We start from the raw sequence: 18,456 nt of genomic DNA, 5'->3' as shown, positions 1-18,456 counted from the left end.
AGCCTCGGCTACACCCCGCTTTCCACCAGATGGTCGATGAAACTGCGCACCTTCGGTGCGAGGTGGCTGCGGCTGGTATAGACGGCGAAAATGCCGATCGGCGAGGCCTCCCATTCGGGCAGCACGCGCACCAGGCGGCCATCGGCCAGCGCGTCTTCCAGCAGGAAATCCGGTTGCAGGATCACGCCCATGCCGGCGATCGCCGCTTCGCGCAGCACGTCGCCGTTGTTGGCGTGCAGCAGGCTGTTCACCGCCACCTTGACCTCGCCGCCAGGCCCCTGCAGCGGCCAGTGGTCACCGGCGGCCCAGTAGCTGTAGCTGAGGCAGGCGTGGGCCTGCAGCTCCTGCGGATGCTGCGGGGTGCCGCGCGCGGCGAGGTAGGCCGGCGCCGCGCACAGGCTCACCCGTGACTCGCCCAGGCGGCGCGCAATCAGCGCTGGGCTCGGTTCGCGGGTGATGCGGATGGCCACGTCGTAGCCTTCCTCGACCATGTCGACCAGGCGGTCGGACAGGGCCAGGTCCAGTTCCACCTGCGGGAAGCGCTCGCGGTAGCGGGCCAGCAGCGGGCCGAGGCGGGCAATGCCCCAGCTGACGGGGGCGTTGATGCGCAGCGTCCCGGAAGGCTCCAGTGCCTGCGCGCCGATGCTGGCCTCCAGCGCATCGAACTCGGCCAGCAGGCGCACGCACTGCGCGTAGTACGCGGCGCCGGCACTGGTCGGGCTGACCCGGCGCGTGGTGCGGTGGAGCAGGCGGGTGGACAGGCGTTTTTCCAGCGCTGCGACCTGGCGGGTGACGCCGGCGGTGGACAGGTCCAGGGCCTGGGCGGCGGCGCTGAAGCCATTGCGTTCGACCACCGCCACGAACACGCGCATCGCCTCGAGAGTGTCCATTGTTGCGCCTTTTGAAATAAATACGGTCAAACGATCGTATTTATCGGTCCACGAACGCGCAATAACCTGTCTCCATTCCCTTCAAGGTGCTTTGCCATGCACACCACGACCGCTCCTGTCTCGTCGCTGGCCCCGTACGGTGCCACCCTGCTGCGCCTGGCCCTGGGCGTGCTGTTCCTGGTCCATGCCCTGACCAAGCTGCTGGTGTTCACCCCGGCCGGTACTGCCGCGTTCTTCGAATCGCTGGGCCTGCCTGGGGTACTCGGCTATCTCACCCTCGGCGTCGAACTGGTGATCAGCGCCGCGCTGCTGCTGGGCATCTACGCGCGCTGGGTGGGCCTGATCGGCGTGCCGCTGCTGCTGGGCACCATCGTCACCGTGCACGGCGCCAACGGCTTCGGCTTCGCCAATGCCGGCGGCGGCTGGGAATACCCGGCGTTCTGGGCGCTGGCGCTGGTGGTGCTGTTCCTGATCGGCGATGGCAAGTGGACCCTGCGTTCGCGCTGATCGCCGCCCGACCCTGCAACTGGAGCCTTCCATGTCCCGCCTGCCTTCGCTGTACATCTCCCACGGTTCGCCGATGACCGCCCTGCATCCGGGCCAGGTCGGCGTGCGCCTGGCCGAGCTGGCGCGCGACCTGCCGACGCCGCGTGCCATCGTGATGGCCTCGGCGCACTGGCTGGGCCGGCAGCCGCTGGTCGGTGCGCACCCGCAGCCGCCGACGATCCACGACTTCGGTGGCTTCCCGCGCGCGCTGTTTGAACTGCAGTACCCGGCGCCCGGCGATCCGGCGCTGGCCGAAGAGGTGGCCGGCCGCATCGCCGCCGCCGGGCTGCCGGTGGCGCTCGACCCGCAGCGTGGCCTCGACCACGGTGCCTGGGTGCCGCTGCGGCTGCTGCGCCCGCAGGCCGACATCCCGGTGGTGCCGGTATCGATCCAGCCGCTGCTCGGCCCCGAGCATCAGTTCGCGCTGGGCCGCGCGCTGGCGCCGCTGCGCGAACAGGGCGTGCTGCTGGTCGGTTCGGGCAGCATCACCCACAACCTGCACGACTGGGGCGATTACCAGGACGGCAAGGAAGCACCGTATGTGCGGCCCTTCATCGAGTGGGTGGAGCAGCGGCTGGCCGCCGATGACCGCCAGGCGCTGTTCGATTACCGCCGGCAGGCCCCGTTCGCCGAGCGTGCGCACCCGACCGACGAGCACCTGCTGCCGCTGTTCTTCGCGATGGGTGCAGCTGGCGAGGGCGGTTTCGGTGCGCGCCGCATCGACGCCGGCATCGATGCCGGCTTCCTGGCCATGGATCTGTACCGCTTCGACGGGGCATGAGCCGGGGCTGACGCGCGGCGGCTGCGGCCGTCGCGGCCAGGGCCGCATGTGGTAGTTTTTTCCGGGTTTCCGGCGCTGGCCCTCGTGCCTCCCCACGCGCCGCTTCCTGGAAGAAGCATGCATACCATCGAAGTCGTCCTGGCGATGCTGGTGGCCGTTGTCGCCAGCGGCTACCTGGTTCGCGTCCTCCCGTTCTCGCTGCCGCTGCCGTTGGTGCAGATCGGCCTGGGGGCGGTAATCGCCGGCGTGTTCAACCGCGGCCACGCGCTGGAGCCGGAAGTGTTCTTCCTGCTGTTCCTGCCGCCGCTGCTGTTCCTGGATGGCTGGCGCATCCCCAAGCAGGGCCTGTTCCGCGACAAGGGGGCGATCCTCGAACTGGCGTTCGGCCTGGTGGTGTTCACTGTGATCGGTGCCGGCCTGCTGATCCACTGGATGATCCCGGTGATGCCGCTGGCGGTGTGCTTCGCGCTGGCGGCCATCGTCTCGCCGACCGACCCGGTGGCGGTGGGCGCGATTGCTTCGAAGGCACCGATTCCCAAGCGCCTGATGCACATCCTGGAAGGCGAATCGCTGCTCAACGATGCCTCCGGCCTGGTCTGCTTCCGCTTCGCGGTGGCGGCGGTGATGACCGGTTCCTTCTCGCTGGCCACGGCCTCGCTGACCTTCCTGTGGGTCGCAGTGGCCGGCCTGGCCGTGGGCGTGGCGGTTACCCTCGGCGTGTCCACGTTCCAGCGCTGGTTGTGGCGCCGCTTCGGCGAGGAGCCGGGTGCGGCGATGCTGGTCAACCTGCTGATCCCGTTCGCGGCCTACCTGCTGGCCGAAGAAATCCATGCCTCGGGCATCCTCGCTGCGGTCGCCGCCGGCATCGCGATGAGCTACGTCGAGCTGACCGGCCGTGTCTCCGGCAGCATGCGCGTGCAGCGCGCGGGTGTCTGGAACATGCTGCAGTTCAGCTTCAACGGCATCATGTTCGTGCTGCTGGGCGAGCAGTTGCCGGGCATCGTCGAGCGCGCCACCACCACCATGAACGAGTCCGGCCACCAGAGTGCATGGTGGCTGCTGGTCTACGTGGTGGTGATCAACCTGGCGCTGATCCTGCTGCGCCTGCTGTGGGTATGGCTGTCGCTGCGCTGGAACCTGCTGCGTGCGCGCCGTCGTGGCCTGGAGCGGGGCGAGGCGCCGAACTGGCGCATCGTGGTGGCGACCTCGGTGGCCGGCGTGCGCGGCGCGATCACCCTGGCCGGTGTGTTGACCCTGCCACTGTTCCTGCCCGATGGCAGCGCGTTCCCGGCGCGCGACCTGGTGATCTTCCTGGCCGCGGCAGTGATCTTGTTCTCGCTGGTCGGCGCCAGCGTGGCGCTGCCGCAGCTGCTGAAGGGCCTGCAGCTGCCGGCCGATTCGGGCGAGCGCAAGGAAGAGGACCTGGCACGCCGGCTGTCGTCCAAGGCCGCGCTGGCCGGGGTCGAGCGCATGCGCCAGCAGCTGGTGATGAACCAGAACACCGAGAACGTGCAGCTGTACAACGACGCTGCCTCGCGCGTGAGCCTGCTGTACCAGCGGCACCTGGAGAAGGACAACGACGGGCCCGACGTGGACCCGGAGAAGGTGAGGCGCATGGAGCTGGGTTACCGCCAGCTGCGCAGCGCCGGCCTCAATGCCGAGCGTGAGGAACTGTTCCGTTTGACCCGGCGCGGGGTGATCTCCGATGAGATCTCGCGGCGCCTGATCCGCAACCTGGACCTGCTGGAATCGCGCAAGCGCGAATGACCGTGTATCCCGGGTGGGTGCGGACCTTGGTCCGCACACCGTTCAGGCCTTACTCCGGCTTCTGGTCCAGGAAATACACCTCGACCTTGCCCTTGACCTTGATGGTCATCGGGTTGCCACGGCGGTCGCGGGCCTTGCCGGCCTGCACGCGGATCCAGCCTTCGCTGACCGAGTATTCCTCGACGTTGTCGCGCTCGACGTCGTTGAAACGCACGCCGACGCCGCGCTCCAGCGCCTGCGCATCATGGAAGGGGCTGGCCGGGTTGATGGCCAGGTGGTCGGGAGGGGTATCGCTCATCGCTTCATTCACAGTGACGGCCACCAAGGCCGGCTTCAGCGGCACAGGATAAACCGTAGAATGCCGACCTGCCCCAGAGGACGTTCCGCCATGCCCGACAACAGCGACTATTTCGACTTCGAGGAAGACATCCACGACTTCGACGAGGAGGGCTTCGAGGCGCGGGTCTGGAACCTGCTGGTGCTGATCAACCCGGGCGACGAAGAGCTTGCCCTGCAGCAGTTCAACCGCTGGCGCGAGCACCTGTCCGAAGACGGGCAGCCGCTGGAAGCGGACAGCGACTGGCTGCCGGCGCTGTTCACCGCCATTGCCTGGCAGTCCGGCTTCGATGTGGAGCGGGATGACCTGGAATCGCTGCAGTCGGCGGTCAACGAGCTGTCGGCGCGCTTCAACCTGCAGCTGGACTGGGGTGGGGACCTGGACGACGAGGACTTCGCCGAGGGCCTGGACGGCGTGCAGCTGATGTCCACCGCCTTCGACCGCCTGCGCGAGCACAACTACACGCTGTGGAGCGTGGATGCCGGCAGTGACGGCTTCACCGGGGTGATGGCATTGACCCGCGACGACGACGCGATGCTGGCGCTGTGCTCGCTGCTGAACGTGGAAATCCGGCTGGGCAGCGACCCGTTCTGAGCAATGGGCCGATCCGCCGGGCACGACCCGGCGGGTTGATCCGCTGAGGACGACCCGACGGGGTAGAGTCGACTGTTAGTCGACTGCTCTCCCATCCGGCCGCGAGACCCCCGCGCTGCGCGCGATAGTCGACTGACAGTCGACTCTACCCCCGCCGGTGCCGGTTGGTCTCCGGCGAACCCGCGGCGCGGCCTACGGCCGGTACTGCGCCCGGGCGTTGGCGATCACCGCTTTGACCAGTTCGCGGTCGGCATGCCGCGAAATCGCTTGCGCGCCGAGCGCGATCGCCTGTGCGCGCAGCTCGGCAGTGACATCGTAATGGGCACCGCTGGCCTTGTTCTGGAAGGCCCGCAGTGGAATGCCGAGCTGCGCCGCCATGGCGTGCAGCTCGGCCAGGGTGTCGGCCATCAGGTGCGCCCAGCGCTGTCCGCGCCAGGGATGCACCGCGTCATCGACGTAGACCGTCACCGCCGCGGCCGGTTCAGGCCTGCGGCTTGCCGTCGCTGTCAGCGGCCGGGGCGGCGTCGGCAGCAGCTTCAACCACGTCGCCTTCGGCGGCCGCAGCGGCTTCTTCGCCTTCTTCGGCTTCCACGGTCTCGAACTCGGCGACCAGCTTGTCCAGGTACTCGTCAGCGGTCTGATCGGATTCGGCGGCTAGGGTGTCCAGCAGCGACTTCAGCAGTTCGGAATATTCCAGGTTGACCTTGCGGCCTTCCTTTCCCTGCACGTTGGACAGGTGCTTGAGCATGGCCAGCATCGGCACCGGGTTCTCGGCATTGCCCATGGTCTGGCCGCCGATGGCCAGCAGCCACTCACGGCCCTGCAGGCCGATGGCCGCCACCACCTGGCCGTCTTCGTTGGTCAGCACGGCATGGTTCTGCACCTGCTGCTGGGCGTTCAGGCGGAGGAACGGGCGCTTGCCCTGCTGCTTCTTGCGCTTGTCGCGCTTGGCCTTGGAATTCTGGGACATGGGGGTGGAATCACCTGGAAACGGAAAGACCGCCATTGTAGCGGGTGCGCCGGGGGATGCCCCTGGTGGGTGCGGACCTTGGTCGGCACGCTTTCCCGGATGTGCGGACCAAGGTCCGCACCCACCGTCTACTTTGCCTCACCCTGCGCGGCCTGCACGTCCGGGTCGGCGGTCGGCGCCGACAGCCCGACCTGCGGCCCGGCGCCGGCCAGCGCGGCCGCTTCGGCGGCCTGGGTCATCACCACGATGCTGATACGGCGGTTGATCGGGTTCTGCGGGTCGGCCTTGTCGAACAGCACTGACGAGGACAGACCGACCACGCGGGTGATCTTGCTGTCCTCCAAGCCGCCGTCCACCAGTGCACGGCGTGCAGCGTTGGCGCGGTCGGCGCTCAGTTCCCAGTTGCCGTAGCCGCGTGCGGCCGAATAGGCGGTGATGTCGGTGTGGCCGGTCAGGCTGATCCGGTTCGGCACGTGGTTCAGGTAGTTGGCCAGCTCGTGCAGGATCTGTTGCGTGTACGGCTTCAGCGTAGCGCTGCCGAGGTCGAACATCGGCCGGTTCTGCTTGTCCACGATCTGGATGCGCAGGCCTTCCGGGGTCAGGTCCAGCAGCAGCTGGTCCTTGAACGGTTCCAGTGCCTGGCTCTTGCTGATCGCTTCCTGCAGTTCCTTCATCAGCGCTTCCAGCTGCTGCTTGTCGCGCTGCTGCTGGTCCACCGGCTGCGGCACCGCTTCCTTCTGGTTCTGGAAGGGATCGTTGCTGCTGCCGCGCGAGATGTCGGTGGCGCCGCCCAGCTTGATCATCGAGGTGCTGGCGCCGCCCGGGCCGGCCATGCCGGGCGCCGGCGTGGCGTTCTGCCCGCTCAGCGGGCTGGGGTTGCGGAAGTACTCCGAAATCGCCGCACGGTCGTTCTTGTTGGTGGTGGCCATCAGCCACAGCACCAGGAAGAAGGCCATCATCGCGGTCACGAAGTCGGCATAGGCTACCTTCCACGACCCGCCGTGGTGAGCGGCGTGGCCGGCTTTCTTGACCCGGCGGACGATGACGGTGGGCTTGTTCTCGGCCATGGCTTACTTGACCGTCTTCAGGTGCTGCTCGAAATCGGAGAAGGCCGGGCGCACGTTCGACGGCAGCGTCTTGCGGGCGAATTCCAGCGCGATCTTCGGGTTGTAACCGCGCAGGCAGGCCAGCAGGGCAGTCTTGACCGATTCGTAGATGCGGCTGTCCTGCTCGGCGCGTGCCTCCATGGCGGCGGCCATGGGGCCGACGAAGCCGTAGCCGAGCAGGATGCCGAGGAAGGTGCCGACCAGTGCACCGGCCACGTGGCCACCGACCTCGACGATGTCGCCGCCGATCGAGCCCATGGTGATGACGATGCCCAGCACCGCCGCGACGATGCCGAAACCGGGCAGTCCGTCGGCGACCTTGGTCAGCACCTGCGACGGTGCCATGGCCTCGGCGTGGTGCTTCTCCAGTTCCAGCTCCAGCAGCGGCTCGAGCTCGTGCGGCTCGATGTTGCTGCCGATCATCAGGCGCAGGCAGTCGGTGATGAAGTCGATCAGGTGGTGGTCGGCCTGCACCTTGGGGTAGTTGGCGAACAGGGCGCTCTCGGCCGGCCGCTCGACATGGTCTTCCAGGGCCATGAAGCCTTCGCGGCGGGCCTTGTTGAGCAGTTCATAAAGCAGGCTGAGGACATCGATGTAGTCCTGCTGCTTGTAGCGCGGGCCCTTGAACACGCCGACCATGGCCTGCAGGGTCTGCTTGACCGTCTTGGCCGGGGTGCCGACCAGGAACGCGCCCAGTGCGGCGCCGCCGATGATGACCAGCTCGTAGGGCTGCCAGAGGGCACCCAGGCGGCCGTGGGCACCGAGGTAGCCCCCGATCACGCTGATGATGACGACCAGGAATCCAACGATGATGAGCATGGGGCGACGCAGGGAGGGGGGATATCTCCTTGTCGGCCCGTCGCCCGGTTTTCTGAAGAGGGAATTCTGTGAAATCGGTCAGCGGGGTGTTTCAGCCCGCCACACCGGCTTCGGCACCGCCACGCTGCAGCGGATCGGGCCAGGACTCGCCGGTGCCGACGAACGAAAGTGAGACGGAGTTCAGGCAGTGGCGCTCGTAGGTGGGCGGCGGACCGTCCGGGAACACGTGGCCCAGGTGGCTGCCGCAGCGGGCGCAGGTGATCTCGGTGCGCACCATGCCATGGCTGGTATCGCGGATCTCGCGCACGTGCGCCGGGTCGAACGGGGCGAAGAAGCTGGGCCAGCCGGTGCCGGAATCGAACTTGGTGCTGGAGCGGAACAGCGGCAGGGCACACAGCCGGCAGCAGTAGACGCCCTCGCGCTTGTTGTCGAGGAACACGCCGCAGAAGGGCGCCTCGGTACCGTGCTGCAGCAGCACGCGGCGCTCTTCGCTGCTGAGGCCGGCGACCAGCGCCTCGGTCTGGGTGGCAGTAGGGGGCGTCAGGTCGAAGGCAGTCATGCCGGCTCTCCGTGGGGTCGATGGCCTGGGATGCCGGACAACGTGGGGGTCGTGGCGCGCGCTTGCAAGTGTGATGGCCGTTCATGGGCGGCACACAGGCGCGGGCGCAAGGTGACTGCGATCCACGCCGGAGCGTGCCATGAAACCGACCCTTCCCCTGCTGTTGATCGCCCTGATGCCGGCACTGGCGCAGGCCCAGGTGCCCACGGCCGACCCGACCGCCACCCGCAGCGCGACCCGCGTGGCCCCGCCGCCGGTGGCACCCCCGCCACAAGCGGCCCGGCCGCAGCCGCAGGTGCTGCCGTCGCCGCAGCCCACGCAGCCGATCAAGTCCACCGGTCCGGCCCAGGTCGCGCCCGCCCCGGCGCCGAAGCCGGCTGACAAGGTCTATGACCGCAACGGCCGCATCGTGCCCGGGGTCCGCCCCGCGGGCCCGAACCGCGTGTTCGATTCGCGCACCGGTCGTTATTACGACAGCGTGCCGGCCGGCGATGGCCAGCAGATCAAGCGCTGACGCCGCCGCAGGCCCGGCGGGCGGACACGCTGGCCTGAACGCACGAAAACAACGGTCTGCCAATCACTGCTTTTTCGCCTGCGATTAACCGCTGCCGGACCACCGTGGCCGTGCGCCGGCATTCCGCCGCCGCATGTCCTTCGTCCACTGGATCGCGATCATGAAAAACCAGCAGAACCGTCATCCCGGCAAGGAACCGCAGGGCCGCAACCCGCAGCAGCAACAGCAGCAGCAACAGCAGATGGAGCCGCAGCAGCACAAGGGCGGCAAGCCGCAGGAACAGCGCTCGCAGAAGCATCCGCAGCAGCGCTGACTGTCGCCATGACCGGGGTCAGGGCCCGCTGCGCGGGATCCGACCCCTTGCCGGATGCCGACCGGGGTCGGATCCCGCGCCGCGGGCTCTGACCCCACCTGGTTCCCAGCTTCAATCCGGAATCGGCAGGCTCAGCGTCTCTTTCACTTCTTCCATCACGATGTAGCTCTTCGATTCCCGTACATGCGGCAGCGTCAGCAACGTGCTGCCCAGCAGCTTGCGGTACGAGGCCATCTCGCTGATCCGCGCCTTCAGCAGGTAATCGAAGTCGCCCGACACCAGGTGGCACTCCAGCACGTTGGGAAGCTTCAGCGCCGCGCGCCGGAACTCCTCGAAGATGTCCCCGGACTTGTAGGCCAGGCTGATCTCCACGAACACCAGCAGGCTGGCCTTCACTGCCGCCGGGTCGAGGTGCGCGTGGTAGCCGGTGATCACCCCTTCGCGCTCGAGCCGGCGCACGCGCTCGGTGCACGGGGTGGTCGACAGGCCGACCCGTTCACCCAGTTCGGTGAAGGAAATACGGCCCTCGGCCTGCAGGATGCGCAGGATCTTGCGGTCGATCTTGTCCAGTTCGCGGGTCCGGGGGGGCATGGCCGTCAACCTCGGGGAATGAATTGCAGGAGAACATCCTGCCGGTTGATTGTAAATCAGGCAAATCGACTGGTATTGCCTGTCTATACTTCCCCAATTATGGTCCCCGCGCGCTCTGGTGCAGGGAATGATCGGGTTGGAGAATTCCCATGCGAGTCCTAGTTCTCGGCAGCGGCGTGATCGGCACCACCAGTGCCTGGTACCTGCGACAGGCCGGGTTTGAAGTCACGGTGATCGACCGCCAGCCCGGCCCGGCGCTGGAGACCAGCTTCGCCAATGCCGGCCAGCTGTCGTTTGGCTACACCTCGCCCTGGGCGGCCCCCGGCGTGCCGAAGAAAGCGATCGGCTGGCTGTTCGAGAAACACGCGCCGCTGGCGATCAAGCCGGGCATGGACCTGGCCCAGTACCGCTGGCTGTGGCAGATGCTGCGCAACTGCACGCATGAGCGCTATGCGATCAACAAGGCGCGCATGGTGCGCATGTCCGAATACAGCCGCGACTGCCTGAACGAACTGCGCGCGCAGATCGGCATCGAATTCGAAGGCCGCGACCTGGGTACCACCCAGCTGTTCCGTACCCAGCAGCAGCTGGACGCGTCGGCGCAGGACATCGAGATCCTGGCCCAGTACGGCGTGCCGTACGAGGTGCTGGACCGCGCCGGCATCATCCAGGCCGAACCGGCCCTGGCCCATGTCGACGGCCTGGTCGGCGCACTGCGCCTGCCACGTGACCAGACCGGCGACTGCCAGCTGTTCACCCGCCGCCTGGCGCAGATGTGCGTGGATGCCGGCGTCGAATTCCGCTTCGACCAGGACATCACCGGCCTGGAGTTTGAGGGCGACCGCATCACCGGCGTGCGCATCGACGGCAAGCGGGAAACCGCCGACCGCTTCGTGGTCGCGCTCGGCAGCTACTCGCCGGCACTGGTGGCACCGCTGGGCATGCGCCTGCCAGTCTACCCGCTGAAGGGCTATTCGCTGACCCTGCCGATCACTGACCCGGCGATGGCGCCGACCTCGACCATCCTCGACGAGAGTTACAAGGTGGCGGTGACCCGCTTCGACGACCGCATCCGCGTCGGTGGCATGGCCGAAGTGGCCGGTTTCGACCTGTCGCTGTCGCAGCGCCGCCGCGAAACCCTGGAGCTGGTGGTCAGCGACCTCTACCCGAAGGGCGGTGACCTGTCGCGCGCGCAGTTCTGGACTGGCCTGCGCCCGGCCACGCCCGATGGCACGCCGGTGATCGGCGCCACGCCGTTCCGCAATCTCTACCTCAACACCGGCCACGGCACGCTGGGCTGGACCATGGCCTGTGGCTCGGGCCGCTACCTGGCCGACCTGATGAGCGCGCGCCAGCCGCAGATCAGCACCGAAGGTCTGGATATTTTCCGCTACGGCCAGTACGGTCACGCGCCGCAACACGAGAACCGCACATGCGTCCTGCCCGCGCGCTGATCGATCTGGGCGCCCTGCGCAGCAACTACCGGTTTGCCCGTGAACTGGGCGGTGGCAAGGCCCTGGCGATCATCAAGGCGGATGCCTATGGGCATGGCGCAGTGCGCTGTGCGCAGGCGCTGGAAGGCGAGGCCGATGGCTTCGGCGTGGCCACCATCGAAGAAGCGCTGGAGCTGCGCCAGGCCGGCATCCGAGCACCGATCCTGCTGCTGGAAGGCATCTTCGAGCCCAGCGACATGGCGCTGGTGGCCGAACACGATTTCTGGTTCGCCGTCGGTTCGCCGTGGCAGGTGGAGGCGCTGGCCGCCTTCGCCAGCCCGCGCCCGCTGACGGTGTGGCTGAAGCTGGACAGCGGCATGCATCGCCTGGGCCTGGACGTGGACAGCTTCCGCGCCGCGCATGCACGCCTGTCGACGCTGCCGCAGGTCGAACGCATCGTACTGATGACCCACCTGGCGCGCGCCGACGAGCTGGACAGCGAGCGCACCCACGAACAGGCCGCGACCTTCGCCCGCGCCATCGACGGCCTGCCTGGCGAGACCAGCGTATGCAATTCGCCGGCACTGCTGGGCTGGCCGGATGTACGCAGCGACTGGGTGCGCCCGGGCCTGATGCTGTACGGCGCCAACCCGCTGCCGGACGACACCGCGTTGACCGAGCGCCTGCGCCCGGTGATGACGATGCAGTCGAAGGTGATTGCCGAACGCTGGATCGAGGCCGGCGAGCCGGTGGGGTATGGCGCGCGCTTCGTGGCGAAGGCGCGCACCCGCGTGGGCGTGGTCGCGCTTGGCTATGCCGACGGGTATCCGCAGTTCGCCCCCAACGGCACGCCGGTATTGATCGATGGCCAGCCCGGCGCACTGATCGGGCGCGTGTCGATGGACATGCTGACGGTGGACCTGACTGCGCACGCGCAGGCCGGCGTCGGCAGCGTGGTGGAACTGTGGGGCGCTGCGCCGACGCTGTCGGAACTGGCGCCGCGCTGTGGCGTGAGTGCCTACCAGCTGCCGTGCGCGGTCAAGCGTGTGGCGCGGGTGTACGAGGAGTGACGTAATGCCGGCCAGCGGCCGGCATTGCCAAGACCAGGGCTGGCGCCGGGCCATGCCCGGCGGTTGCCCATCATCGTGCAGCGGTAGCCCGCGTGCTCAGCTCGCGCTTGACCCAGTCGTCGATCAGGCGCTTCTCGTAGCGCAGCGGATCGCTGTCGCTCTTCAGCCCCAGGTTGTGCAGGTAGCCGGTGTCGCTGAGCTTGGCTTCGCCCTCATCGACGATGCGGCCGCTGGCGTCCTTCAGCGTGTACTGCAGGGTGATCCGCGGCGGATAGATGTCGCGCATGATCCGGATGTCGCTGCCTCGCGGGCCGTGCCAGGGCTCGTAGTCGCCGGCGCGCTTGATGTCGACCAGGGTCACGTCCAGGGTCTGCCCGGGCTGCAGCGGCTTGGCTGCAGTGGTCTGCACGTAGCTGGCCAGCTGCTGCACCCAGTTGCCGCGTTCGGCTTCGAAGCGGTTGGTGCTCTGGCGGATCTCGGTGAATGTGGCCGGATCGTCCCATTTCACGCTGACCGGCCCGTTGGCCTGCAGCGCACGGGGCGCGTCCGGATCGGTGACGGCGCGCGGCGCGGCGTTCGCGCTGCCGGCCATGAGGGCGCCTGCCAGCAGCAGGGCAGTGGCCAATGAGCAGTTCATGACGGTCTCCTGCGTCCCATCGATGGGGACGATGCGGTTCTCGGAGCGAGTGTGATCCCGCGTTCCGGTGGCCGCAACGGCCGATTGCGACATACGCAAGAGCGGTTGCCGCCAATTCATCGTCGTCAACCATGACTGACGGCGCTTGACGCTGTGAATACGCCCTTTGGAAGATGCTGTGTCTCCAACCCGGCCCGTCCAGACGCCCTTGTCCACACTGCCGCCCCTAGTGGAGCGCCCACCGATGATGGTGCCGGCGCCCGAACCCGACCTGCATCATGGCGTGCTTGAGCGCATCAACGCCGGTTTCTGCGTGATCCAGGTGCTGTTCGAGGGCGACCGTGCGGTCGACTATCGCTTCATCGAGGTCAACGACGCGTTCGAACGCCATACCGGCCTGAAGGACGCGCGTGGCCAGCGCATGACCGCGCTGGAACCCAACCATGAGCAGGACTGGTTCCGCATCTATGGCGAGGTCGCCCGCAGCGGCCGCCCGGCCCAGTTCGAGATGGAAGCGCGTGCGCTGGGTCGTTCGTTCGCGGTCGACGCGGTGCGCGTGGGCCGGCCGGGCGAGGACAAGGTCGGCATCCTGTTCTTCGACATCACCGCGCGCAAGCAGATGGAAGTGGAGCTGGGCGAGAGCGAAGCGCGCTTCAGCGCGCTGGCCGACGGCCTGCCGATGCCGGTGTGGGTGCTCGATGAGCGTGGGCACGCCCGTTTCGTCAACAGCGCTTTCAGCGAGTTCTTCGGCGGCGACGAGACGCGCGTTCCGGAAGACGTCTGGCGTGGCCTGGTGCATCCGGACGACGCCTCGGTGTTCGAATACGAACTCCAGGAGGCGTTGAAGGCGCAGCGCTCGATGCACGCGCTGGTGCGTGCGCGGCGTGCCGATGGCCAATGGCGCTGGCTGGAGATGAACGCCCGCCCGCGCTTCTCGCGCATGGGCCGCTTCATCGGCCTGGCCGGCAGCAGCCCGGACGTGACCGAACGCCGCGAGATCGAACTGGCCCGCGAGGAGCTGTTGCAGTCCGAGCGGGCCGCACGCAGTGCCGCGGAAAACATGGCGCGGCTGAAGGATGAGTTCCTGGCCACGCTGTCGCATGAACTGCGTACGCCGCTGACCACCATTCTTGGCTGGAGCGAACTGCTGCTGCAGCGCGTGGACGACACCAGTCCGCTGTACAAGGGTCTGAACGTGATCGCCAACAGCGCCGGCGCGCAGAAGCGGCTGATCTCGGACATGCTCGACCTCAGCAGCATGCTGCTGGGCAAGGTGCAGCTGGAGGTGGAAGTGCTGGACCTGCGCACCGTGCTTGGCGAAGCCATTGGTGCGCAGGAACTGGTCGCCGAAGGCAAGGCACTGGACGTGCACCTGCAGCTGCCCGAGCAGCCCAGCCTGGTGCTGGGTGATGCCACGCGCCTGCAGCAGGTGTTCTGGAACCTGCTCTCCAACGCCATCAAGTTCACCCCGGCCGAAGGCCGCATCGACCTGCAGCTGCAGGCCGACGGCAATCACTGGGTGATCACCGTGCGCGACACCGGCGACGGCATCGCGCCTGAATTCCTCAATCATCTGTTCAGCCGCTTCCGCCAGGCCGACGGCACCACCACGCGCCGCCACGGCGGGCTGGGGCTGGGCCTGGCGATCGTGCAGCAGCTGGTGGAACTGCACGGCGGCACGGTCACGGCGGCCAGCGAAGGGCATGGCCTCGGTGCCACGTTCACCGTGCGCCTGCCACAGCACCTTCCCGATGCCGAGCGGCGGCCACTGCGCGAAGTCATCAGCGGGCCGATCCTGGAGCCGGTGATCGTCGAACCGTATCCGCTGCGCGGCATGCACGTGCTGGCGGTGGAAGACCAGCCGGAAGTGCTGGAATACCTGCGCCGCATGCTGGAAGAGCAGGGCGCCAGCGTGTCCGCGGCCAGCTCGGCCGGCGAGGCGTTGGCGCTGCTGGCCGACACCGGCCATCTGCAGTACCACGTGCTGCTGACCGACATCGGCATGCCGGGCATGGATGGCTATGGCCTGGTGCGCACGCTGCGCGAGGACATGGGCGTGGATGCGGCGACCTTGCCTGCGGTGGCGGTGACTGCACTGGCGCGTGCCGACGACCGCCGCCGCGCGCTGGCATCGGGCTTCCAGGAGCATGTGGCCAAGCCGTACTCGGTAGCGCAGCTGGTGGCTGCCGTGCGCAAGGTGCAGGTGCCACGCGCGGACAACGCGCTGCACTGAGCATTCACGGACGATCGGCGATCCTGCAGCCAGGAGGTCGCCGATGTCCCGCATAGCTCCCCGTATCCATACCGATCCGGCGCAGATCGCGCGCCTGGAAGCCCTGCTGCCGCAGCTCGACGGCGAGACGCAGGTGGAACTGATCCTGCAGGACGGCCGTCGACTGCTCGGCACCGTCGCGGTGAGGCCGACGGTGCAGCAGTATCGCAACGAAGCCGGCGATGAAGGCAGCAACGGGCAGTTGCGCCTGGATGACTACGACACGCCGGTGCAGCAGCACCATGTGTGGCTGGACGAGATTGCCAGCATCCGCAGGTTGCCGCCGAGGGTCTGACGGCAGCCTGCTGGGCCCATCCACGCATGGCGTGGATCTACCAGAGGTTGCAGTAGAGCCACGCCATGCGTGGCTGCTGGGCTCAGTGCTCGAACAAGGTCGGCGTCGCTTCGAACCGGCGCGCGTAGGCGCGTTCTTCCGCCACCCGGGCTACCTCGTCATCGGCCAGGTCCGGCGCGCCATACACCGCATAGGCCACGCTGCCGTCGGCCCCATGGCCGACCTGGTGCAGCCGGTAGCGCGAGTGGCCGCCGCCGGTGTCTTCGGGGTAATGCACGGGCGGATGGCTGCCTTCCAGGTCCATTTCACTGTTGTCGACCACGCCACCGACGAACAAGGCTCGCATGCAGGTTCTCCTGGGTTCCGGGGGGAGCCTCTACCCTGAACGTTTCAATGTTGCTGGCAGATCAAGGCCCCGTTCGGGTTTCGCAAAGCGCCCTGGGCGGGGCTGCCTGGCCGAGCCGGTACAATGGTCGGCCCTCACGCTTGAAGTACCCCGCGCCGATGGCCTCCAGCGACGACGCCCCCCTGCAGACCCTGCTCCTGCCGTTCTCCCAAGGCGCCCTGCGCTGGCCGGAGGGCCCGGTGGCCTTCCTGCGTGCCCGCGACGGCTGGCCGCTGCGCGAAGTGGCCGGCCACCGCGAGCTGCACTGCGAACAGAGCTTTGCCCCGTTCGCGCAGCCGCTGCAGCATGCCGCCGGCTGGACCGTCAGTGGCCAGCTGGAGGATGGGGCCGGCAAGGGCCGCTACCCGCTGGTGCTGGTGCTGCCGCCGCGCCAGCGCGAAGAAGCCCGTGCGCTGTTCGCCCGCGCGCTGGCGCTGGTCGCCGAAGGGGGCCGCATCGTCGCCTGCCAGTCCAACAACGAAGGCGCACGCTCCGGCGAGGGTGACCTCAGGCAGCTGACCGGCCTCGGCGGCAGCCTGACCAAGAACCATTGCCGCGTGTACTGGACCGCCCCGATGCAGGGCCAGCACGATGCCGAGCTGGCCAAGCGCTGGTCGGCGCTGGATGCGGTGCGCCCGATCGTCGGTGGCCGCTTCCTCAGCCGCCCGGGCGTGTTCGCCTGGGATCGCATCGATCCGGCGTCGGCGCTGCTGGCCGAGCACCTGCCGCCCGACCTGGCCGGCCGCGCCGCCGACCTCGGCGCCGGCTACGGCTATCTGTCGCGCGAGTTGCTGGAACGCTGCCCGAAGATCACCGCGCTGGACCTTTACGAGGCCGAGCAGCGCGCGTTGGCACTGGCCGAGCTGAACCTGGCGCCGCCGCCGCGCGCGCTGCCGCTGCGCTTCCTGTGGCAGGACGTCACCACCGGCATCGAGCCGGGTTACGACGTGATCATCAGCAATCCGCCGTTCCACACGCCGTCGCGCGCCGACCGCCCGGACATCGGCCAGCGCTTCATCGCCGTGGCCGCGCAGGCGCTGCGCCCGGGTGGGCGCCTGTACGTGGTGGCCAACCGCCACCTGCCGTACGAGCACACCCTCAACGACAGTTTCGGTGCGGTGCGCGTGGTCGCCGAGCGCGACGGGTTCAAGCTGGTCGAAGCGGTGAAGGGGAAGGGCAAGTGAAGCTGGTCAAGCACATCGCCAACCTGGGCTATGGCAGCCGCAAGCAGGTGCAGTGGCTGTTCCGCGAAGGCCGCATCACCGACGCCGACGGCGAGGTGTTGTACGCCGACGACCAGGTGCCGCATGAGGCCATCCGGGTCGATGGCGAGCCGCTGGATCCGCCGGTGGGCCTGTCGATCGCGCTGCGCAAGCCGGCCGGCTACACCTGCTCGACCAAGGACACCGGTCGCCTGATCTACGACCTGCTGCCGCCGCGCTTCCGCGACCGCGACCCGGTGCTGTCCACGGTGGGCCGCCTCGACCGCGAGACCAGTGGCCTGCTGCTGCTGACCGATGATGGTGGCCTGCTGCACCGGATCATCTCGCCGAAATCGAAGCTGCCCAAGGTCTACGAGGTCGAGTTGAGCGACGACCTGCGCGGTGATGAAGTGGCGCTGTTCGCCAGCGGCACGCTGATGCTGGAGTCCGAGAAGACGCCCCTGCTGCCGGCTGAACTCGAAGTTCTGGATGTGCGTCGCGCGCGCCTGGTGCTGCACGAAGGTCGTTACCATCAGGTACGCCGCATGTTCGCCGCCACCGGCAACCACGTGCAGGCCCTGCACCGCAGCCGCGTCGGCGGGCTGGACCTGCAGGGGCTGGACGAAGGGCAATGGCGGCAGCTCACCCCTACCGACCTGGATACGCTGTTCGCTCCATGACCCCCATCGCTGCGCTGCCGTTTCTTCCCGACGCCGTCATCTTCGACATGGACGGCCTGATGATCGACAGCGAGCGTGTCTCGCTGGCCTGCTGGGGCCAGGCCGCCGATGAATTCGGGCTGGGCCTGGACGAGGCAGTGTTCCTGCGCATGGTCGGCCTCGGCGACCGCGATTCGCACGCGCTGCTGCGCGCGCAGGGCATCGAGGACAGCGTGATCGATGCGGTGGCCGCACGTTGCCACGACCTGTATGAAGCACGTACGCAGACCGGGTTGCCGTTGCGTCCGGGCATCCTGGAGCTGCTGGAGCTGCTGAAGGCACATGCGATCCCGCGTGCGGTGGCCACCACCACGCGGCAGCCGCGGGCCGGCCGCAAGCTGGCCGCTGCCGGCCTGCTGCCGTATTTCGATGCGGTGATCACCAGTGGCGACGTGGCGCGGCCGAAGCCGGCGCCGGACATCTACCTGCTGGCCGCGCAGCGGCTGGGCCAGGCGCCAGAACGTTGCCTGGCGCTGGAAGATTCACCGGCCGGCACGCGCGCTGCACTGGCGGCGGGAATGACCGTGATCCAGGTGCCGGACCTGGTACATCCGGATGAAGATCTGCGCGCACTGGGCCACCGCATCGTCGGCTCGCTGGTGGATGCGCACGCGTTGCTGCTGCCGTTGCTGCCGAGGTAACGGTGGGTGCCGACC

Annotated in this window: 23 protein-coding genes; 13 read left to right on the top strand and 10 right to left on the bottom strand. The window is 68.1% G+C overall.

Annotated features, from left to right (window positions below):
- Positions 1 to 8 precede the first annotated feature (8 nt).
- Complete coding sequence (locus AC5P9C_RS08605; RefSeq protein ID WP_053462055.1) at positions 9 to 890, bottom strand: LysR family transcriptional regulator; 882 nt, start codon at positions 888 to 890, stop codon at positions 9 to 11.
- Between the two features lie 96 nt (positions 891 to 986).
- On the opposite strand from AC5P9C_RS08605, the gene AC5P9C_RS08600 reads away from it, so the two are divergent.
- From AC5P9C_RS08600 to AC5P9C_RS08590, 3 genes are all read left to right on the top strand, one after another.
- Positions 987 to 1,397, top strand: a complete 411-nt coding sequence (locus tag AC5P9C_RS08600) for a DoxX family protein (protein WP_053506259.1) — start codon at positions 987 to 989, stop codon at positions 1,395 to 1,397.
- A gap of 31 nt (positions 1,398 to 1,428) precedes the next feature.
- A complete protein-coding gene (locus AC5P9C_RS08595; RefSeq protein WP_049464550.1) occupies positions 1,429 to 2,217 on the top strand; it encodes a dioxygenase family protein in 789 nt (262 codons plus the stop codon).
- A 117-nt stretch (positions 2,218 to 2,334) separates the two neighbouring features.
- Positions 2,335 to 3,984, top strand: a complete 1,650-nt coding sequence (locus tag AC5P9C_RS08590) for a Na+/H+ antiporter (protein ID WP_005415111.1) — start codon at positions 2,335 to 2,337, stop codon at positions 3,982 to 3,984.
- 49 nt (positions 3,985 to 4,033) lie between these two features.
- On the opposite strand, the gene AC5P9C_RS08585 is transcribed toward AC5P9C_RS08590, so the two are convergent.
- Entirely contained in the window at positions 4,034 to 4,282 is a 249-nt protein-coding gene (locus tag AC5P9C_RS08585; RefSeq protein WP_005415112.1) for a DUF3297 family protein, read from the bottom strand.
- 90 nt (positions 4,283 to 4,372) lie between these two features.
- Between AC5P9C_RS08585 and AC5P9C_RS08580 the strand changes: the two genes are divergently transcribed.
- A complete protein-coding gene (locus AC5P9C_RS08580) occupies positions 4,373 to 4,915 on the top strand; it encodes a DUF6630 family protein (RefSeq protein WP_032959249.1) in 543 nt (180 codons plus the stop codon).
- Between the two features lie 192 nt (positions 4,916 to 5,107).
- On the opposite strand, the gene AC5P9C_RS08575 is transcribed toward AC5P9C_RS08580, so the two are convergent.
- The 5 genes from AC5P9C_RS08575 to msrB all read right to left on the bottom strand — a co-directional run bounded on the left by AC5P9C_RS08575 (position 5,108) and on the right by msrB (position 8,369).
- Positions 5,108 to 5,383 carry a DUF4031 domain-containing protein gene (locus tag AC5P9C_RS08575; RefSeq protein ID WP_343542448.1) on the bottom strand — a complete coding sequence of 92 codons (276 nt, stop codon included), beginning with the start codon at positions 5,381 to 5,383 and terminating at the stop codon, positions 5,108 to 5,110.
- Positions 5,384 to 5,396: 13 nt separating this feature from the next.
- Entirely contained in the window at positions 5,397 to 5,885 is a 489-nt protein-coding gene (locus tag AC5P9C_RS08570; RefSeq protein WP_414615185.1) for a hypothetical protein, read from the bottom strand.
- A gap of 128 nt (positions 5,886 to 6,013) precedes the next feature.
- The gene (gene motB / locus AC5P9C_RS08565) at positions 6,014 to 6,952 is read right to left on the bottom strand and encodes a flagellar motor protein MotB (protein ID WP_057494271.1); all 939 of its coding nucleotides are present in this window, start codon (positions 6,950 to 6,952) and stop codon (positions 6,014 to 6,016) included.
- Between the two features lie 3 nt (positions 6,953 to 6,955).
- On the bottom strand, positions 6,956 to 7,810 hold the full coding sequence (gene motA / locus AC5P9C_RS08560) for a flagellar motor stator protein MotA (protein WP_014645799.1): 855 nt from the start codon (positions 7,808 to 7,810) through the stop codon (positions 6,956 to 6,958).
- Positions 7,811 to 7,901: 91 nt separating this feature from the next.
- Positions 7,902 to 8,369 (bottom strand): peptide-methionine (R)-S-oxide reductase MsrB, encoded by a 468-nt coding sequence (gene msrB, locus AC5P9C_RS08555; protein ID WP_064237567.1) that lies wholly within the window; start codon positions 8,367 to 8,369, stop codon positions 7,902 to 7,904.
- 139 nt (positions 8,370 to 8,508) lie between these two features.
- Here msrB and AC5P9C_RS08550 point away from each other — a divergent pair, with 139 nt between their 5' ends.
- A complete protein-coding gene (locus AC5P9C_RS08550) occupies positions 8,509 to 8,883 on the top strand; it encodes a hypothetical protein (protein WP_053462059.1) in 375 nt (124 codons plus the stop codon).
- A gap of 133 nt (positions 8,884 to 9,016) precedes the next feature.
- Entirely contained in the window at positions 9,017 to 9,196 is a 180-nt protein-coding gene (locus AC5P9C_RS08545) for a hypothetical protein (protein ID WP_053462060.1), read from the top strand.
- 111 nt (positions 9,197 to 9,307) lie between these two features.
- Here AC5P9C_RS08545 and AC5P9C_RS08540 read toward each other — a convergent pair whose 3' ends face one another.
- On the bottom strand, positions 9,308 to 9,787 hold the full coding sequence (locus AC5P9C_RS08540) for an Lrp/AsnC ligand binding domain-containing protein (RefSeq protein ID WP_343543684.1): 480 nt from the start codon (positions 9,785 to 9,787) through the stop codon (positions 9,308 to 9,310).
- Between the two features lie 149 nt (positions 9,788 to 9,936).
- On the opposite strand from AC5P9C_RS08540, the gene AC5P9C_RS08535 reads away from it, so the two are divergent.
- Complete coding sequence (locus AC5P9C_RS08535) at positions 9,937 to 11,241, top strand: D-amino acid dehydrogenase (RefSeq protein WP_032959242.1); 1,305 nt, start codon at positions 9,937 to 9,939, stop codon at positions 11,239 to 11,241.
- Entirely contained in the window at positions 11,220 to 12,290 is a 1,071-nt protein-coding gene (gene alr, locus AC5P9C_RS08530) for an alanine racemase (RefSeq protein ID WP_057494274.1), read from the top strand. Before AC5P9C_RS08535 ends, alr begins: the two co-directional genes overlap by 22 nt.
- Positions 12,291 to 12,360: 70 nt before the next feature.
- On the opposite strand, the gene AC5P9C_RS08525 is transcribed toward alr, so the two are convergent.
- Positions 12,361 to 12,927: a DUF3016 domain-containing protein gene (locus AC5P9C_RS08525; RefSeq protein WP_343541521.1), complete on the bottom strand. Its 567-nt coding sequence runs from the start codon at positions 12,925 to 12,927 to the stop codon at positions 12,361 to 12,363.
- 244 nt (positions 12,928 to 13,171) lie between these two features.
- Here AC5P9C_RS08525 and AC5P9C_RS08520 point away from each other — a divergent pair, with 244 nt between their 5' ends.
- Positions 13,172 to 15,160, top strand: a complete 1,989-nt coding sequence (locus AC5P9C_RS08520) for a hybrid sensor histidine kinase/response regulator (protein WP_057494275.1) — start codon at positions 13,172 to 13,174, stop codon at positions 15,158 to 15,160.
- 43 nt (positions 15,161 to 15,203) lie between these two features.
- On the top strand, positions 15,204 to 15,494 hold the full coding sequence (locus AC5P9C_RS08515) for a DUF3247 family protein (RefSeq protein ID WP_053462065.1): 291 nt from the start codon (positions 15,204 to 15,206) through the stop codon (positions 15,492 to 15,494).
- Between the two features lie 82 nt (positions 15,495 to 15,576).
- Here the strand turns inward: AC5P9C_RS08515 and AC5P9C_RS08510 are convergent, their stop codons facing one another.
- Positions 15,577 to 15,840 (bottom strand): hypothetical protein, encoded by a 264-nt coding sequence (locus tag AC5P9C_RS08510; protein ID WP_005407925.1) that lies wholly within the window; start codon positions 15,838 to 15,840, stop codon positions 15,577 to 15,579.
- A 158-nt stretch (positions 15,841 to 15,998) separates the two neighbouring features.
- Here AC5P9C_RS08510 and AC5P9C_RS08505 point away from each other — a divergent pair, with 158 nt between their 5' ends.
- Genes AC5P9C_RS08505 through AC5P9C_RS08495 form a run of 3 tightly spaced genes read left to right on the top strand, consistent with a single transcriptional unit; the run spans position 15,999 to position 18,441 of the window.
- The gene (locus AC5P9C_RS08505) at positions 15,999 to 17,063 is read left to right on the top strand and encodes a class I SAM-dependent methyltransferase (RefSeq protein WP_074725502.1); all 1,065 of its coding nucleotides are present in this window, start codon (positions 15,999 to 16,001) and stop codon (positions 17,061 to 17,063) included.
- A complete protein-coding gene (locus tag AC5P9C_RS08500; protein WP_343541518.1) occupies positions 17,060 to 17,761 on the top strand; it encodes a pseudouridine synthase in 702 nt (233 codons plus the stop codon). The genes AC5P9C_RS08505 and AC5P9C_RS08500 overlap by 4 nt, the downstream gene beginning before the upstream one ends.
- Positions 17,758 to 18,441, top strand: coding sequence for an HAD family hydrolase (locus tag AC5P9C_RS08495; RefSeq protein WP_057494278.1), 684 nt, complete (start codon positions 17,758 to 17,760; stop codon positions 18,439 to 18,441). The genes AC5P9C_RS08500 and AC5P9C_RS08495 overlap by 4 nt, the downstream gene beginning before the upstream one ends.
- The last annotated feature ends 15 nt before the right edge of the window (positions 18,442 to 18,456 follow it).

The organism is Stenotrophomonas sp. YJH_SMC_10 (assembly GCF_059371555.1).
This window is presented reverse-complemented; position numbering and strand designations above follow the sequence as displayed.

Excerpts from the sequence above, each read along its gene's own strand:
- msrB (WP_064237567.1), bottom strand. The coding sequence starts at position 8,369 with ATGACTGCCTTCGACCTGACGCCCCCTACTGCCACCCAGACCGAGGCG.
- alr (WP_057494274.1), top strand. The coding sequence starts at position 11,220 with ATGCGTCCTGCCCGCGCGCTGATCGATCTGGGCGCCCTGCGCAGCAAC.
- AC5P9C_RS08595 (WP_049464550.1), top strand. The coding sequence starts at position 1,429 with ATGTCCCGCCTGCCTTCGCTGTACATCTCCCACGGTTCGCCGATGACC.
- AC5P9C_RS08540 (WP_343543684.1), bottom strand. The coding sequence starts at position 9,787 with ATGCCCCCCCGGACCCGCGAACTGGACAAGATCGACCGCAAGATCCTG.
- AC5P9C_RS08535 (WP_032959242.1), top strand. The coding sequence starts at position 9,937 with ATGCGAGTCCTAGTTCTCGGCAGCGGCGTGATCGGCACCACCAGTGCC.
- motB (WP_057494271.1), bottom strand. The coding sequence starts at position 6,952 with ATGGCCGAGAACAAGCCCACCGTCATCGTCCGCCGGGTCAAGAAAGCC.
- AC5P9C_RS08570 (WP_414615185.1), bottom strand. The coding sequence starts at position 5,885 with ATGTCCCAGAATTCCAAGGCCAAGCGCGACAAGCGCAAGAAGCAGCAG.
- AC5P9C_RS08495 (WP_057494278.1), top strand. The coding sequence starts at position 17,758 with ATGACCCCCATCGCTGCGCTGCCGTTTCTTCCCGACGCCGTCATCTTC.
- AC5P9C_RS08510 (WP_005407925.1), bottom strand. The coding sequence starts at position 15,840 with ATGCGAGCCTTGTTCGTCGGTGGCGTGGTCGACAACAGTGAAATGGAC.
- AC5P9C_RS08545 (WP_053462060.1), top strand. The coding sequence starts at position 9,017 with ATGTCCTTCGTCCACTGGATCGCGATCATGAAAAACCAGCAGAACCGT.
- AC5P9C_RS08520 (WP_057494275.1), top strand. The coding sequence starts at position 13,172 with ATGATGGTGCCGGCGCCCGAACCCGACCTGCATCATGGCGTGCTTGAG.
- AC5P9C_RS08590 (WP_005415111.1), top strand. The coding sequence starts at position 2,335 with ATGCATACCATCGAAGTCGTCCTGGCGATGCTGGTGGCCGTTGTCGCC.
- AC5P9C_RS08515 (WP_053462065.1), top strand. The coding sequence starts at position 15,204 with ATGTCCCGCATAGCTCCCCGTATCCATACCGATCCGGCGCAGATCGCG.
- AC5P9C_RS08605 (WP_053462055.1), bottom strand. The coding sequence starts at position 890 with ATGGACACTCTCGAGGCGATGCGCGTGTTCGTGGCGGTGGTCGAACGC.
- AC5P9C_RS08585 (WP_005415112.1), bottom strand. The coding sequence starts at position 4,282 with ATGAGCGATACCCCTCCCGACCACCTGGCCATCAACCCGGCCAGCCCC.
- motA (WP_014645799.1), bottom strand. The coding sequence starts at position 7,810 with ATGCTCATCATCGTTGGATTCCTGGTCGTCATCATCAGCGTGATCGGG.
- AC5P9C_RS08505 (WP_074725502.1), top strand. The coding sequence starts at position 15,999 with ATGGCCTCCAGCGACGACGCCCCCCTGCAGACCCTGCTCCTGCCGTTC.
- AC5P9C_RS08550 (WP_053462059.1), top strand. The coding sequence starts at position 8,509 with ATGAAACCGACCCTTCCCCTGCTGTTGATCGCCCTGATGCCGGCACTG.
- AC5P9C_RS08580 (WP_032959249.1), top strand. The coding sequence starts at position 4,373 with ATGCCCGACAACAGCGACTATTTCGACTTCGAGGAAGACATCCACGAC.
- AC5P9C_RS08525 (WP_343541521.1), bottom strand. The coding sequence starts at position 12,927 with ATGAACTGCTCATTGGCCACTGCCCTGCTGCTGGCAGGCGCCCTCATG.
- AC5P9C_RS08600 (WP_053506259.1), top strand. The coding sequence starts at position 987 with ATGCACACCACGACCGCTCCTGTCTCGTCGCTGGCCCCGTACGGTGCC.